This window comes from Micromonospora sp. HM134 (genome assembly GCF_007833915.1).
Lineage (GTDB): Bacteria > Actinomycetota > Actinomycetes > Mycobacteriales > Micromonosporaceae > Micromonospora > Micromonospora wenchangensis.
Genome location: NZ_CP041061.1, coordinates 835,248 through 848,756 on the forward strand (window position 1 = coordinate 835,248; position 13,509 = coordinate 848,756).

General features: G+C 73.1%; 12 protein-coding genes. 8 read left to right on the forward strand and 4 right to left on the reverse strand.

Going from position 1 to position 13,509, the window contains the following annotated elements; translation table 11 throughout:
• Positions 1–269: 269 nt before the first annotated feature.
• Both galK and galE read right to left on the reverse strand, forming a co-directional pair.
• Positions 270–1,436: a galactokinase gene (gene galK, locus FJK98_RS04115; protein WP_145917829.1), complete on the reverse strand. Its 1,167-nt coding sequence runs from the start codon at positions 1,434–1,436 to the stop codon at positions 270–272.
• Positions 1,433–2,362, reverse strand: coding sequence for a UDP-glucose 4-epimerase GalE (galE, locus tag FJK98_RS04120; protein ID WP_240762910.1), 930 nt, complete (start codon positions 2,360–2,362; stop codon positions 1,433–1,435). The genes galK and galE overlap by 4 nt, the downstream gene beginning before the upstream one ends.
• A gap of 227 nt (positions 2,363–2,589) precedes the next feature.
• Here galE and FJK98_RS04125 point away from each other — a divergent pair, with 227 nt between their 5' ends.
• From FJK98_RS04125 to FJK98_RS04150, 6 genes are all read left to right on the forward strand, one after another.
• Complete coding sequence (locus FJK98_RS04125) at positions 2,590–3,651, forward strand: hemolysin family protein (RefSeq protein WP_145917831.1); 1,062 nt, start codon at positions 2,590–2,592, stop codon at positions 3,649–3,651.
• Between the two features lie 33 nt (positions 3,652–3,684).
• Positions 3,685–4,710, forward strand: a complete 1,026-nt coding sequence (gene trpS, locus FJK98_RS04130) for a tryptophan--tRNA ligase (RefSeq protein ID WP_145917832.1) — start codon at positions 3,685–3,687, stop codon at positions 4,708–4,710.
• A 32-nt stretch (positions 4,711–4,742) separates the two neighbouring features.
• Positions 4,743–5,312 carry a 2'-5' RNA ligase family protein gene (locus FJK98_RS04135; RefSeq protein WP_145922561.1) on the forward strand — a complete coding sequence of 190 codons (570 nt, stop codon included), beginning with the start codon at positions 4,743–4,745 and terminating at the stop codon, positions 5,310–5,312.
• 164 nt (positions 5,313–5,476) lie between these two features.
• Positions 5,477–6,388 carry a YhjD/YihY/BrkB family envelope integrity protein gene (locus FJK98_RS04140; RefSeq protein ID WP_145922562.1) on the forward strand — a complete coding sequence of 304 codons (912 nt, stop codon included), beginning with the start codon at positions 5,477–5,479 and terminating at the stop codon, positions 6,386–6,388.
• Entirely contained in the window at positions 6,388–6,756 is a 369-nt protein-coding gene (locus FJK98_RS04145) for a GntR family transcriptional regulator (RefSeq protein WP_145917833.1), read from the forward strand. The genes FJK98_RS04140 and FJK98_RS04145 overlap by 1 nt, the downstream gene beginning before the upstream one ends.
• A 116-nt stretch (positions 6,757–6,872) precedes the next feature.
• Positions 6,873–7,310: a hypothetical protein gene (locus tag FJK98_RS04150; protein ID WP_145917834.1), complete on the forward strand. Its 438-nt coding sequence runs from the start codon at positions 6,873–6,875 to the stop codon at positions 7,308–7,310.
• Between the two features lie 165 nt (positions 7,311–7,475).
• On the opposite strand, the gene FJK98_RS04155 is transcribed toward FJK98_RS04150, so the two are convergent.
• Entirely contained in the window at positions 7,476–9,110 is a 1,635-nt protein-coding gene (locus FJK98_RS04155) for a glycoside hydrolase family 13 protein (RefSeq protein ID WP_145917835.1), read from the reverse strand.
• A gap of 220 nt (positions 9,111–9,330) precedes the next feature.
• Positions 9,331–10,395, reverse strand: a complete 1,065-nt coding sequence (locus tag FJK98_RS04160) for a LacI family DNA-binding transcriptional regulator (RefSeq protein ID WP_145917836.1) — start codon at positions 10,393–10,395, stop codon at positions 9,331–9,333.
• Between the two features lie 200 nt (positions 10,396–10,595).
• On the opposite strand from FJK98_RS04160, the gene FJK98_RS04165 reads away from it, so the two are divergent.
• Together FJK98_RS04165 and FJK98_RS04170 are read left to right on the forward strand one after the other, a co-directional pair.
• Positions 10,596–11,849, forward strand: a complete 1,254-nt coding sequence (locus FJK98_RS04165) for a maltose ABC transporter substrate-binding protein (protein WP_145917837.1) — start codon at positions 10,596–10,598, stop codon at positions 11,847–11,849.
• On the forward strand, positions 11,849–13,486 hold the full coding sequence (locus FJK98_RS04170) for an ABC transporter permease subunit (RefSeq protein ID WP_145917838.1): 1,638 nt from the start codon (positions 11,849–11,851) through the stop codon (positions 13,484–13,486). The genes FJK98_RS04165 and FJK98_RS04170 overlap by 1 nt, the downstream gene beginning before the upstream one ends.
• The last annotated feature ends 23 nt before the right edge of the window (positions 13,487–13,509 follow it).

Consider the following 13,509-nt stretch of genomic DNA (forward strand, 5'->3'; position numbering starts at 1 on the left):
CCCGCCGGCTCTCGGTGATCAAGAGGTTTGCGTCAGTTTCCGCCCGGCGGATGACGCAAACCTCTTGATCACCGCGCCCCAGCGCGCCAACTCGCCCGGCCGCCCGGCTGTGGCTCGGTGATCAAGAGGTTTGGGGCAGATTTCGCTGGCGGGTTGACGTGAACCTCTTGATCACCGGGCGAGACCGGGCGGGGACGGGGCGGGGCCGGGCGGGCCGGGGCAAGGCGCGGGGCCGGGCGGGCCGGGGCAAGGCGCGGGGCAGGGGTAGGTCAGGGGAGGCGGGCGGTGCCGGGGGCGGGGAGGGCGGTGAGGGTGTCGGGGGCGGCGAAGCCGCGTTCGGCGTAGGCGGCCCGGACGGCTGCCGCCACCGGTTCCGCAGCCGCCGCCTCGACCAGGGCGAGGACGCAGCCGCCGAAGCCGCCGCCGGTCATCCGGGCGCCGAGCGCGCCGGCCGCGAGCGCCGCCTCGACGGCGGTGTCGACCTCGGGGACGGTGATCGCGAAGTCGTCCCGCATGGAGGCGTGCGAGGCGGTCAGCAGCGGCCCGATCTCGGCGACCCGGCCGGCACGCAGCAGGGCGACGGTGTCGAGCACCCGCTGGTTCTCGGTGACCACGTGCCGGACCCGGCGCCGGGTCTCGTCGTCGGGCAGCCGCGCCAGGGCGGCGTCGAGGTCGGCGACCGGCACGTCGCGCAGGGCGGGCACGCCGAGCAGGTCGGCGGCCCGTTCGCAGGCGGCGCGGCGGGAGGCGTACTCGCCGTCGGCGTGCCGGTGTGGCGCGCGACTGTCGATCACCAGGATGGCCAGGCCGGCGGCGTCGAGATCGAACGGGACGTGCTCGACGGACTCGTCCCGGCAGTCGAGGAACAGGGCGTGGCCGGCGCGGCAGCGGATCACCGCCGACTGGTCCATGATGCCGGTCGGTGCGCCGACGTAGCCGTTCTCGGCGCGTTGGGCCAGCCGGGGCCGGCGCTCGGCGGGCAGGTCCAGCCCGCCCAGGTCGGCCAGGGCGGCGAGCACCGCCGCCTCCAGGGCCGCCGAGGAGGAGAGCCCGGAGCCGAGCGGCACGTCCGAGGCGATGGCCAGCCGCGCGCCGGGGACGGCGTGCCCGGCCTCGCGCAGGGCCCAGACCACCCCGGCGACGTAGCCGCCCCAGCCGGTGACCCGGCCGGGGGAGTCGGCCTCGGCGGCCCCGAAGTCGACCGGCCGGTCGGCGATCTCCGAGCGGACCGTCCAGCGTTCGCCGGGCTGCGGGTCGGCGGCGACCACGGTACGCAGTGGCAGGGCGAAGGGGAGCACGAACCCGTCGTTGTAGTCGGTGTGCTCGCCGATCAGGTTGACCCGTCCGGGTGCCGCCCAGCGTCCGGCGGGCGTCGCGTCGTACCCGGAGGAGAAGCCGGCGGTGGCGCGGTCGGCGACGTCGGGCCGGCCCGTCACGACTGCTCCAGCACGTGCGCGCGGTAGAACGCCCAGGCGTCGCCGACCATGTCGGTGAGGGTGGGTTTCTCGGGCACCCAGCCCAGTTCCTGCCGGGCCAGCGCCGAGGAGGCGACGAGTTCGGCCGGGTCGCCCTCGCGGCGGGGGGCGGTCTCGACCGGCACCGGCTGGCCGGTGACCTCGCGGACCACGTCGACGACCTGCCGGTTGGTGAAGCCGCTGCCGTTGCCGAGGTTGTAGATGCGGTGCCGGCCGGGCACGGCGGCGGTGAGCGCCAGCAGGTGGGCGCGGGCCAGGTCCTCCACGTGGATGTAGTCGCGGACGCAGGTGCCGTCGACGGTGGGGTAGTCGTCGCCGAAGAGTTGGAGTTTCTCCCGGCGGCCGGCGGCGACGTCGAGGGCGATGGGGATGAGGTGCGTCTCCGGGTCGTGCCGTTCGCCGATGGCGAGGCCGTCGCGCAGGTACGCCCCGGCGACGTTGAAGTAGCGCAGCGACACGGCGGCGAGGTCGTGTGCGGTCGCCTCGGAGGTGAGCACCAGGTCGACGGCGAGCTTGGTGGCGCCGTACGTGTTGGTGGGGGCCTTGACGGCGGTCTCCGGGATGGGCAGCTCGACCGGGTTGCCGTAGACGGCGGCGGTGGAGGAGAAGACCAGGCGCGGCACCCGGGCGGCCCGGACGGCGTCGATCAGCGCGATCGAGCTGACCGTGTTGGCGTGCCAGTACCGCTCGGGGTGGACCATCGACTCGCCGGCGGCGATCAGCGCGGCGAAGTGCAGCACCCCGTCGAAGCCGGCGTCGGGGGTGAGCACCCGGGCGGCCTCGTGCACGGGCAGGTCGACGTGGGTGGCGTCAGGGGCCAGTGCCGCCCGGTGCCCGGTGCGCAGGTCGTCCAGGACGGTCACCCGGTGGCCGGCGTCGAGCAGCATCCGGGTCACCACGCTGCCGATGAAGCCGGCACCGCCGGTGACGAGCAGTTTCACGTCGGTCCTCCTGCCTGGCCGCGCCCGCTGCGGCCGTTCGTGATCACCCTACGGCCGGGTGCTGTCGCCGCGCTGTGCGTCGGGGGTCACCCTCATTCCATCATGAACCTTCATGATTGAACAGATCCGCACATTGCCCACCGGCCGGGTCCGCCGGCCCTACCATCACTTCCATGCGGGAAGCGGGTGGTCCCGGGCCCCGGAGACGCGCGCCGGGGCGGAGCCGACGCGTACCCGGGCCGGTGGCCCGCAGCGTCGCGCGGCTGGTCGTCCGGGCCGCCGACGGCGCCACCCGGCTCGTCACCGACCTGCTCGGGGCCAGCCCCACCGCCGGTCGGGAACGGATCAGCGAGCACGAGCTGCGTGACCTGGTCGCCGCGAACACCGTCCTCGACCCGGACGAACGGCGGATCATCGACGAGGTGCTGGTCGCCGGGGCCAGCCTGGTGCGCGAGGTGATGATGCCCCGCACCGAGGTGGTCTTCCTCGCCGCCGGGCTGACCCTCGCCGAGGCCGAGCGCCTGGTCCGGATCGACCCGCACACCCGGTACCCGGTGGTCGACGGCACCCACGACGACGTGGTCGGCTTCGTCCACCTGCGCGACGTGTTGCTCCGCCCCGACCTGGACCCGGCCACCACGGTGGGCCGGCTGAGCCGCGAGGTGAAGCGGCTGCCCGGCAGCAAGCGGGTGCTCGCCGCGCTGACCGAGATGCGCCGCGAGGGCCACCACCTCGCCGTGGTGGTCGACGAGTACGGCGGCACCGCCGGCATCGTGACCTGCGAGGACCTGATCGAGGAACTGGTCGGGGAGATCCACGACGAGTACGCGGGCCCGCCCGAACCGGCGTCGGCCGGCCTGCCCGCCGTGGTCGACGGTCGGCTCAACCTGGCCGATTTCGCCGAGCGGACCGGGGTGCCGCTGCCCGCCGGCCCGTACGAGACGGTCGGCGGGTACGTGATGGCGGCGCTCGGCCGGCTCCCGGTGGCCGGCGACGAGGTCCCGGTCACCTCGGGAGACGATCCGTCCCCGGCCGACGGGTGGCTGTTGCGGGTGCTCGCCCTCGACGGGCGTCGGGTGTCCCGGGTCGCGGTCTCCGCCGCCCGCCTGCCGGAGCCGCGCCGGGGGTCCGCCGCTGCCGCCGCACCGGTCGACGTCGCGGCGGCGCGGGTGCCGGTACGCGAGGTCACCGCCCCGGCGGAACCGGCGGCGAGTCGACCCGCCGGCCCGTCATGACGGACGCCTGGGGTTGCTGACAGAATTGCCGGCATGTCCGACGCTCCCGCCCGCCCCCGCGTCTTCTCCGGCATCCAGCCGACGGCCGACTCGTTCCACCTCGGCAACTACCTGGGCGCGGTGCGGCACTGGGTGGCGTTGCAGGACACCCACGAGGCGTTCTACTGCGTGGTCGACCTGCACGCGATCACCGCCGGGCACGATCCGGCGGTGCTGCGGCAGCGCACCCGGGTGGCCGCCGCGCAGCTCCTCGCGGTCGGCATCGACCCGGAGCGCAGCGCCCTGTTCGTCCAGTCGCAGGTGCCCGAGCACGCGCAGTTGGCGTGGGTGCTGGGTTGCCTCACCGGTTTCGGTGAGGCGAGCCGGATGACCCAGTTCAAGGACAAGTCGCAGAAGCAGGGCAGCGAACGCTCCAGCGTCGGCCTGTTCACGTACCCGATCCTCCAGGCCGCCGACATCCTGCTCTACCAGGCCGACGCGGTGCCGGTCGGCGAGGACCAGCGGCAGCACCTGGAGCTCTCCCGGGATCTGGCCCAGCGGTTCAACTCGCTGTTCGGGCCGACCTTCACGGTGCCCGCCCCGCACATCGTGAAGGACACTGCCAAGATCACCGACCTCCAGGAGCCGACGGCGAAGATGTCGAAGTCGTCGTCCTCCCCGGCCGGCATCATCGACCTGCTGGAGGACCCGGCCCGCTCGGCCAAGAAGATCCGCTCGGCGGTCACCGACACCGGCCGGGAGATCGTCTTCGACACCGAGACCAAGCCCGGGGTGTCCAACCTGCTCACCATCCACTCCGCCCTGTCCGGCCGGAGCATCGACGACCTGGTGGCCGCGTACGCGGGCCGGGGCTACGGCGATCTCAAGAAGGAGCTGGGCGAGGTGGTCCGCGAGTTCGTCACCCCGATCCAGGAACGCACCCGGGCCTACCTCGACGACCCCGCGCAGCTCGACAAGCTGCTCGCCGTCGGGGTGGAGAAGGCCCGCGCGGTCACCGTGCCGACGCTGCGCACAGCGTACGAGCGGGTCGGGTTCCTGGCGTCGGCCCCCGTGGCGTAACGGTGGGCGGGTCGGCGGTACGGGTCGAGACGATGGCCGGAGGGGTGGCGCGGAGCGTGGATCGCAGCGACGGGATACCGGTGGCCGGCGACACCATCCAGATCGGGATCGCGGTGGACATCCCGGAGCCGTGGGGTGGGCTGCTCACCCGACGCCGGATGCAGACGGGTGACCCGCAGGTCGTCCCGGCACACGTGACCCTGCTCGGCCCGACCGAGATCCCCCTGGCCGCCCTGGAGTCGGTCGAGGCGCACCTGGCCGAGGTGGCCACCGCCCACCTGCCGTTCACCCTGCACCTGCGGGGCACCGGCACGTTCCGGCCGGTGACCCAGGTGGTCTTCGTCGCGGTCGCGGCCGGGATCAGCGAGTGCGAGCTGCTCGCCGCCGCCATCAGCGCCGCCCCGCACCTGCACCGGGAGCTGCGCTTCCCGTACCACCCGCACGTCACCGTGGCGCAGGACGTCGCCCCGGAGGCGCTGGACCGGGCGTACGAGGATCTCGCCGACTTCTCGGCGATGTTCGAGGTGGAGGGCTTCACCCTCTTCTCGCACAGCGGTGAGACCCGGTGGCAGCCGCGCCGGGACTTCCGGCTCGGCGGCTGACCCGTCCCGTGGCCGGCCGGAGGGGCCCCCGGTGCGGCGCCCCGCCCGCCGGTGGCACGCTGGTGGCCGGCACCCGCTCCCGCCGACCGCCGGTTGGCCGGCACCGGTGACGACAGATCGGTGAGGATGACGTGGTGGACGCGTGGGGCCGGTGGACGGCCGGCATGGACCGCCGGTTCACCGTGGCCCGGCACCGGTGGCCCCGGCTCGACCACCTCTGGCGGGCGGTCGACCTCTACGGCGAGGTGCTGGGCGGCCGGTTGGCCGCCGCCATCGCCTACTACGGGTTCTTCGCCGTGTTCGCCCTCGCGCTGGTCGCCTACTCGGTCTTCGGGGCGATCCTGGAGGACAACGACGAGGTCTCCGAGGCGGTGGCGGAGTTCCTGCGGGACAACCTGCCCTTCCTCGACCCGCAGCAGATCGCCGAGAGCAGCAACGCGGTAGGCGTGGTGGGCCTGGTCATCCTGGTCTTCACCGGGATCGGCTGGGTGGAGGCGATCCGGTCGTCGCAGCGGCTGATGTACGGCTTCAACCAGCAGCCGGGCAACCTGGTGGTCCGCCGGCTGGTGGACCTGGGTGTGCTGCTGCTGGTCTTCGTCATGCTGGGCATCTCGGTGGCGGCGGTGGACGCGTTGGAGTCGGTGCTGCGGTTCCTGCTGCGGGCCACCGGTTCGGTGGGGCTGACCACCATCAGCGCGGTGCTCAGCGTGCTGGTCAACGCGGTGCTGGCGACGGCGCTGCTGGTGGCGGTGCCCCGGCTGCGGATGAGCCGACGCCGGCTGCGGCCGGTGGTGCTGCTGGTCGCGGTCGGGATCACCCTGCTCAACACGGTCGGCCGGTTCTACATCGTGCGGACCGAGCGGAACCCGGCGTACGCGGTGGTGGCCGGCGCGGTGGCCGTGCTGCTCTACCTCTACCTGCTCAACCAGTTGGTGCTCTTCGGCGCGGCGCTGGCCGCCACCAGCCGGCACGGCCGGGTGGTCGACCTGTCGGAGGGGGCGGTGATGCGGCAGGTCAACGTCGAGGCCGACGTCGACACCGAAAGCGATCCGGGTACGCCGGGAGGGGCGGGCTGATGCCGGTCGAGATCGATCCGGGTTCCCCGGTGCCCCCGTACGAGCAGGTGCGGGCGCAGCTCGCCGCGATGATCGGCGACGGCCGGCTGGCGGTGGGCACCCGGCTGGCCCCGGTCCGGCAGTTCGCCGTCGAGTTGGGGTTGGCGGTGAACACGGTGGCCCGCGCCTACCGGGAGTTGGAGTCGGCCGGGCTGGTGCAGACCCGGGGCCGGCACGGCAGCTTCGTCGCCCCGGGGCGGGACGACGCGGCCGACCGGTTGCAGCGGGCGGCGGCCCGCTACGCGGAGGAGGCGACCCGGCTAGGCGTGCCGCCGGACCGGGCGTTGGCCCTGGTCCGCGCCGCCCTGGGCGGGTCACCCCCGGCCTGACCCCGCACCCGCTTCCGGCCCGGTCCGTGCCGTTTCCTGGACACCGACAGTCGTCGGAAAAGATGAATGGGGCAAATGCCGCCCGGTGGGCGGGTCGGGGCGACCATGATGAGCCGGTGGGCGCACTCGTGACGCTGGACCTGCCGGACGACTCGCCGCTGCTCACCCTGCCCTGGATCATCACGTTCGGCCCGCTCGCCGATCCGGCCGAGTGGGAACCCGTGGTCTGTGGGCCGTACGAGCGACCGCACGCGCTGGCCCTGGCCGAGGCGGTGGTGGCCGACGAACAGTTCATGGCGGTGGTCGAGCCGTTGGTGCCGGCGCTGTCGCCCGGGGAGATCCGCCAGGAGATCGCCGCGTCGCAGCTCGCCGCCGCCGACGAGGAGGCCCGGATCGAGGCGGCCGACCTCTACGGGGACTTCGACGACGTCCTCGACGAGCAGGAGGACGAGGCGGTCGCCGGGGTGGACCGGCCGCAGCCGCCGCCGGTACCGACCGAGGTGCAGGTGCGGGCGGGTTTCGGGCGGATCGCGGGGCTGCTGCGCGGGCGCTGACCGGTCGGGCGACGCGGGTACGCGGTGGTGCACCGGCACCCCGGGAAGCCGGACTCCCCGGGGTTGCCGGTGCCACCTTCACCCCCCACCACAAGGGGTCGGCAGCCCAGCCGCCCGTCGGCGCGGGGCACAACGGACGACCAGGTCAAAGGCGGGTTACCCGGCTCAGCGCCGTTCGAACCACGCGGCTGCGTCCACCGGCAGGACGTGTCCGGCGTCCTGCTCGGTGAGGTCGGCGCTGGCCACCAGGGGGCGGCCGTACCCGTCGATCCGGACCGGGGCGCCGCTGAGGTTGACCACGCAGGTCAGCGCGGCGTCGTCGGCGTCCCGGCGGAATGCCAGCACCCCGGGCCCGGTCTCCTGCCAGATCACCGGACCGGCGGTGGCCGACAGCGCCGGGTGGGTGCGCCGGACCCGCAGCGCGGCCCGGTACAGCTCCAGCGTCGAGCCGGGCGTCCCGGCCTGGGCAGCCACCGAGAGGGCCCGCCAGGTGGCCGGGGCCGGCAGCCAGCTCAGCTCGCTGCTCTCCGGCCCGAAGCCGTACGGGGGCAGCTCGCCGCCCCACGGGATCGGCACCCGGCAGCCGTCGCGGCTCTCCCCGGTACGCAGGAACGCCGGGTCCTGCCGCAGCGCGTCGGGCAGGTCCAGCACCTCCGGCAGGCCCAGTTCCTCGCCCTGGTAGAGGTAGGTGGAGCCGGGCAGGGCCAGCATCAGCAGGGCGGCGGCCCGGGCCCGGCGCAGGCCGACCTCGCCGTCGCCGTACCGGGTGACGTGCCGCTGCCGGTCGTGGTTGGACAGCACCCAGGTGGTCGGCGCGCCGACGATCGTCGACTCGGCCAGCGCGGTGTCGATGACCTTGCGGAACGAGTCGGCCGACCAGGTGGCGTCGAGGAAGTCGAAGCTGAACGCCTGGTGCAGCTCGTCCGGGCCGATGTAGCGGGCGAGCCGCTGCGGGGTCTCCGCCCACGCCTCGGCGACCGCCATCCGGCCGCCGGGGTAGCTGTCCAGGATGGGCCGCCAGGCGCGGTAGATGTCGTGCACCTCGTCCTGGTCGAAGTAGGGCAGCCGGCCCTTGCCGAGCAGCTCCGACTGACGCCGGCCGGTGGTCATCGAGTTGAAGCCGACGTCCGGCAGCCCCTCGGCCTTGATCATCCCGTGGGCCACGTCGATGCGGAACCCGTCGACGCCCCGGTCGAGCCAGAACCGCAGCACGTCGGTGAACTCGGCGCGTACCTGCGGGTGCCGCCAGTTCAGGTCGGGCTGGGCCGGGTCGAACAGGTGCAGGTACCACTGGCCGTCCGGCAGCCGGGTCCAGGCGGGGCCGCCGAAGATGCTCTCCCAGTCGTTGGGGGGCTGCTCCCCGTCGACGCCCCGGCCGTCGGCGAACAGGTAGCGCTCCCGCTCGGGGGAGCCGGGGCCGGCGGCGAGGGCGGCGGTGAACCAGGGGTGCGCGCTGGAGGTGTGGTTGGGCACCAGGTCCACGATGATCCGCAGGCCCAGCGCGTGCGCGTCGGTGATCATGGCGTCGAAGTCGGCGAGGTCGCCGAAGAGCGGATCGACGTCGCGGTAGTCGGCCACGTCGTAGCCGGCGTCGATCTGCGGCGAGGTGTAGAACGGGGTCAGCCAGAGCGCGTCTACCCCGAGGTCGCGCAGGTAGGGCAGCCGCTGCCGGATGCCCCCGAGGTCGCCGACGCCGTCGCCGTCGGAGTCGGCGAAGCTGCGGACGTACACCTGGTAGACGACCGCGGCGCGCCACCAGTCGTCGTCGGAGGCCAGCGGCGTGGGGTCGGTGGCGGTCATGGGCGGAGATCCCCGTTCTGTGGCGGGACGGCGGTGCCCGCGCGGCGGTGGGTGACGGACGCGGGTGTGGAGAGAATGCCGGCCAAATGCTGCAAGAGTCAAGCATGGCTTGCGCAAGAAATGACGCCCGTCACCGACGGCCAGGGCGGGCCGTTCGTGGGTGCGTCCCATCCACCGGGAGGCGGACCCGGTCGAGGGGGGCTCGGGAGGTGGCGGGGGCTCAGGCGGGGACGGCGAGGGCGGGCGGGGCCGGACGCTGCCGGCCGGTGCCCGCCTGCCGCACCACCGCGGTCGAGCCGCGTACCACCAGCTCGGGGCGGAACAGGTACTCCGAGTGCGGGGCGGCGTGCCCGTTGATCTCGTCGACCAGGGCCCGGACCGCAGCCACCGCCATCGCGGCCACCGGCTGTCGCATGGTGGTCAGCGGCGGGTCGGTGAAGGCCATCAACGGCGAGTCGTCGTAGCCGACCACCGACAGGTCGCCCGGCACGGACAGGCCGCGCTGCCGGGCGGCCCGGACCGCGCCGAGCGCCATCAGGTCGGAGCCGCAGACGATCCCGGTGACCCCGCGTTCGATCAACCGGCCGGCGGCGGCCTCGCCGCCCTCGACGCCGAACAGCGACAGCTCGGCGAGCGCGTCCAGGTCGCCGCCGGTGGAGCCGAGCCGGGTCATCGCGGCCCGGAAGCCGGCGACCCGGCGCTGCACCGGCACGAACCGGTCCGGCCCGGTGATCAGGCCGATCTGCCGGTGCCCGAGCGCGACCAGGTGCGCCACCGCCAGCTCGGTGGCCTCCCGGTCGTCGCAGGAGACGAAGGGTGCGGCGATGCCCGGGGCGTACCCGTTGATCATGACAACCGGCAGCGGCCGGGCGATCAGCGCGCGGTACCGGTCGTGGTTGGCCGCCGTGTCGGCGTGCAGGCCGGAGACGAAGACGATGCCGGAGACCTGCCGGTCGAGCAGCATCTCCACGTACTCGTCCTCGGTGACCCCGCCCGGGGTCTGGGTGCACAGCACCGGGGTGAACCCGCTCTGCGCCAGCGTCGACTCAATCACCTGGGCGAACGCCGGGAAGATCGGGTTGTCCAGCTCCGGCACCACCAGCCCGACCAGGCCGGCGCTGCGCTTGCGCAGCCGGGCCGGACGCTCGTAGCCCAGCACGTCGAGGGCGGTCAGGACGGCCTGCCGGGTCTCGGGGGCCACGCCGGGGCGGTCGTTGAGCACCCGCGACACCGTGGCCTCGCTGACTTCGGCCTGTTGGGCGATGTCGGACAGTCGAGCGCGCATGGCCGCACTTTAGCCCACAGGCAAGTTCTTGCGTACACATCTGCAAGCCCTTCCATTGGCTGCAACCTCTTGCTAACGTCCCGGCAACACGTGACAGCAGCGACGCGGCCTGCCCGGCGTCGGTTGGCAAGAACTTTCAGCGTTTCAACGGTGCGGCCGGCCCTCCCCCGGCGCGGCCCGCCATGACGACAGGAGTACCGATGCGCATCCGTACCGCGGGTGTGGTCACCGTTCTCGGCCTGGCGCTCGCCGCGTCGGGCTGCGGCGGCGACAACAACAAGGACGAACCGGCCGCCAAGGCGACCTCCCCGGCCGCGAGCGGCAAGCTCGTCATCTGGGCGGACGACAAGCGGACCGCGGCGCTCAAGCCGTTCGCCGAGAAGTTCGGCCAGGAGAACGGCGTCACCGTCGAGGTGCAGGCCGTCTCCAAGGACCTCCAGACCAACTTCGTCACCGCCTCCCAGCAGGGCAGCGGCCCGGACGTGGTGGTCGGCGCGCACGACTGGATCGGCAACCTCGTGCAGAACGGGGCCATCGACCCGGTGCAACTCGCCGCCGAGCAGAAGTCCGGCTTCAACGAGACCGCGATCAAGGCGGTCACGTTCAACGGCCAGCTCTACGGCGTCCCCTACGCCACCGAGAACGTCGCGCTGATCCGCAACACCGCGCTGGCCCCCGAGGCACCGAAGACGATCGAGGACCTGGTCGCCACCGGCAAGAAGCTCAAGGCCGAGAAGAAGGCCAGCGAGATCCTCTGCCTCCAGTCCGGGCAGAACGGCGACGCCTACCACATCTACCCGCTGTACACCTCGGCCGGCGGCTACCTCTTCGGCACCGCCGCCAACGGTGACTACGACCCGAAGGACCTGGGCGTGGGCAAGCCGGAGTCGATCGCGGCCTTCCAGAAGATCGCGAAGCTGGGTGAGAAGGGCGACGGCGCGCTCAAGCGCTCCATCACCGGCGAGAACTCCATCGCCACCTTCACCGGCAAGAAGTGCGCCTTCCTGGTCTCCGGCCCGTGGGCGATCGCCGACGCCAAGAAGGCCAACATCTCCTACGACATCTCCCCGGTCCCCGGCTTCGCCGGTGGCAAGCAGGCCCAGCCGTTCGTCGGCGTCCAGGCGTTCTACGTCGCCGCCAAGGGCAAGAACAAGGCGCTGGCCCAGGAGTTCGTCACCAACTACGTCACCACCCCCGAACTGGCCGTGGCGCTCTACCAGGCCGAGCCCCGCCCGCCGGCGCTGACCGCCGCGTTCGACCAGGTCAAGGGCACCGACCCGGACCTCGCCAAGTTCTCCGAGGCGGGCAAGGACGGCCAGGTGCTGCCGGCCATCCCGGCCATGGCCGCGATCTGGGACCCGTTCGGCAAGGCCGAGGCCGCCGTCATCGGTGGCGCCGACCCGGCGAAGACCGTCACCGCCGCCGGCAAGACGATCTCGGGTCAGATCAAGTAATGAGCACGCTGTCCGGCCCGGGACCTGCCCCGCAGGCCCCGGGCCGGGGGCCCGTGCGCTCCGGGCCCCCGGACACCTCCCGTACCGCGCGCCACCACGCGCCGATCACCGCGACCGGTCTCGCCGTCAAGGTGGTCCTGCTCGGCCTGGTGGCCGGGATCGCGATCTGGGCGGCCTTCCCGCTCATCGCCGCCCGGCTCTGGGGCGGTCTCGCCGTCCTGGCGGCCACCACCGTCGGCCTGTGCTACCTCTACCTGACCCGCCGGCACATCCCGGCCAAGTACCTGGTGCCAGGAACGATCTTCCTGATCGCCTTCCAGGTCTTCCCGGTGCTCTACACCGCGAGCACCGCGTTCACGAACTTCGGCGACGGCCACCGGGGCTCCAAGGCCGACGCGGTCGTCGCCATCGAGAGTTCCTCGGTCAAGCAGGTCCCCGGCTCCGCCGAGTACGCCCTGGCCATCGCCACCACGGGCGACCCGGCCACCGGGCCGCTGGTCTTCCTCGTCACCGACCCGGCGACCGGCCGGGTGTCCGCCGGGGACGCCGACGGGCTGCGCCCGCTCGACGCCGCCGACGTGACCGTCGCCGGCAGCGGCAGGGTCACCGCCGCCCGGGGCTACACCGTGCTCAACGTCGGCCAGGCCAGCGTCCGCAGCGAGGAGATCACCGCCCTGGTGGTGCCGACCTCCGGTGGCGCGGTGCGCTCCAACGGCCTGTCCCGCGCCTACGAGGGCAAGGCCGTCCGGGCGTACGACCGTGGCTGCGACTGCATCACCGACAGCGAGACCGGCAGAACCTGGACGGCCGACCCGGCCACCGGCGCCTTCGTCGCCGCCGACGGCGAGCGGCTCGCCCAGGGCTGGCAGGTCGGGGTGGGGCTGAAGAACTTCGCCCGGGTGCTCACCGACCCGAACATCTCCGGCCCGTTCTTCGGCACCCTGCTGTGGAACTTCGCCTTCGCGATCGGCTCCACCGGGTTCACCTTCCTGCTGGGCATGGCGATCGCGCTGGCTCTGCACTCGCCCCGGATGCGGGGCACCAACCTCTACCGGGTCTTCCTGATCCTGCCGTACGCGATGCCGTCGTTCGCGATGCTGCTGGTCTGGCGGGACATGTTCAACACCGACTTCGGCCTGGTCAACAACCTGTTCGGCCTCGGCGTCGACTGGTTCGGCGAGGCCTGGTCGGCGCGGGCGGCGGTGCTGCTGGTGCAGCTCTGGCTCGGGTACCCGTACATGTTCCTGGTGGCCACGGGCGCGCTCCAGGCGATCCCGAAGGAGCTGACCGAGGCCACCTCGGTCGACGGCGCGTCGCCCTGGCAGTCGTTCCGGGCGGTCACCCTGCCGCTGCTGCTGGTTGCGCTCTCGCCGCTGCTGATCGCCTCGTTCGCGTACAACTTCAACAACATCAACGCGATCTGGTTGACCACCGAGGGTGGCCCGTTCGCGCCGGACAACCCGACCAACGGGGCCACCGACCTGCTGATCACGTACACCTACCGGCTGGCCTTCGGCGCGCAGGGCGCCGAGTTCGGGCTGGCCGCCGCAGTGTCGATCTTCATCTTCGCGATCGTGGCCACGGTTTCGGCGATCAGCTTCCGGCGCACCCGCCAGCAGGAGGAGGTCTACTCGTGACGACCCGTCCGAACGCCGCCGGG

Excerpts from the sequence above, each read along its gene's own strand:
- FJK98_RS04125 (WP_145917831.1), top strand. The coding sequence starts at position 2,590 with ATGCGGGAAGCGGGTGGTCCCGGGCCCCGGAGACGCGCGCCGGGGCGG.
- FJK98_RS04135 (WP_145922561.1), top strand. The coding sequence starts at position 4,743 with ATGGCCGGAGGGGTGGCGCGGAGCGTGGATCGCAGCGACGGGATACCG.
- FJK98_RS04160 (WP_145917836.1), bottom strand. The coding sequence starts at position 10,395 with ATGCGCGCTCGACTGTCCGACATCGCCCAACAGGCCGAAGTCAGCGAG.
- FJK98_RS04170 (WP_145917838.1), top strand. The coding sequence starts at position 11,849 with ATGAGCACGCTGTCCGGCCCGGGACCTGCCCCGCAGGCCCCGGGCCGG.
- FJK98_RS04165 (WP_145917837.1), top strand. The coding sequence starts at position 10,596 with ATGCGCATCCGTACCGCGGGTGTGGTCACCGTTCTCGGCCTGGCGCTC.
- galE (WP_240762910.1), bottom strand. The coding sequence starts at position 2,362 with ATGCTGCTCGACGCCGGCCACCGGGTGACCGTCCTGGACGACCTGCGC.
- FJK98_RS04145 (WP_145917833.1), top strand. The coding sequence starts at position 6,388 with ATGCCGGTCGAGATCGATCCGGGTTCCCCGGTGCCCCCGTACGAGCAG.
- FJK98_RS04155 (WP_145917835.1), bottom strand. The coding sequence starts at position 9,110 with ATGACCGCCACCGACCCCACGCCGCTGGCCTCCGACGACGACTGGTGG.
- trpS (WP_145917832.1), top strand. The coding sequence starts at position 3,685 with ATGTCCGACGCTCCCGCCCGCCCCCGCGTCTTCTCCGGCATCCAGCCG.
- FJK98_RS04140 (WP_145922562.1), top strand. The coding sequence starts at position 5,477 with ATGGACCGCCGGTTCACCGTGGCCCGGCACCGGTGGCCCCGGCTCGAC.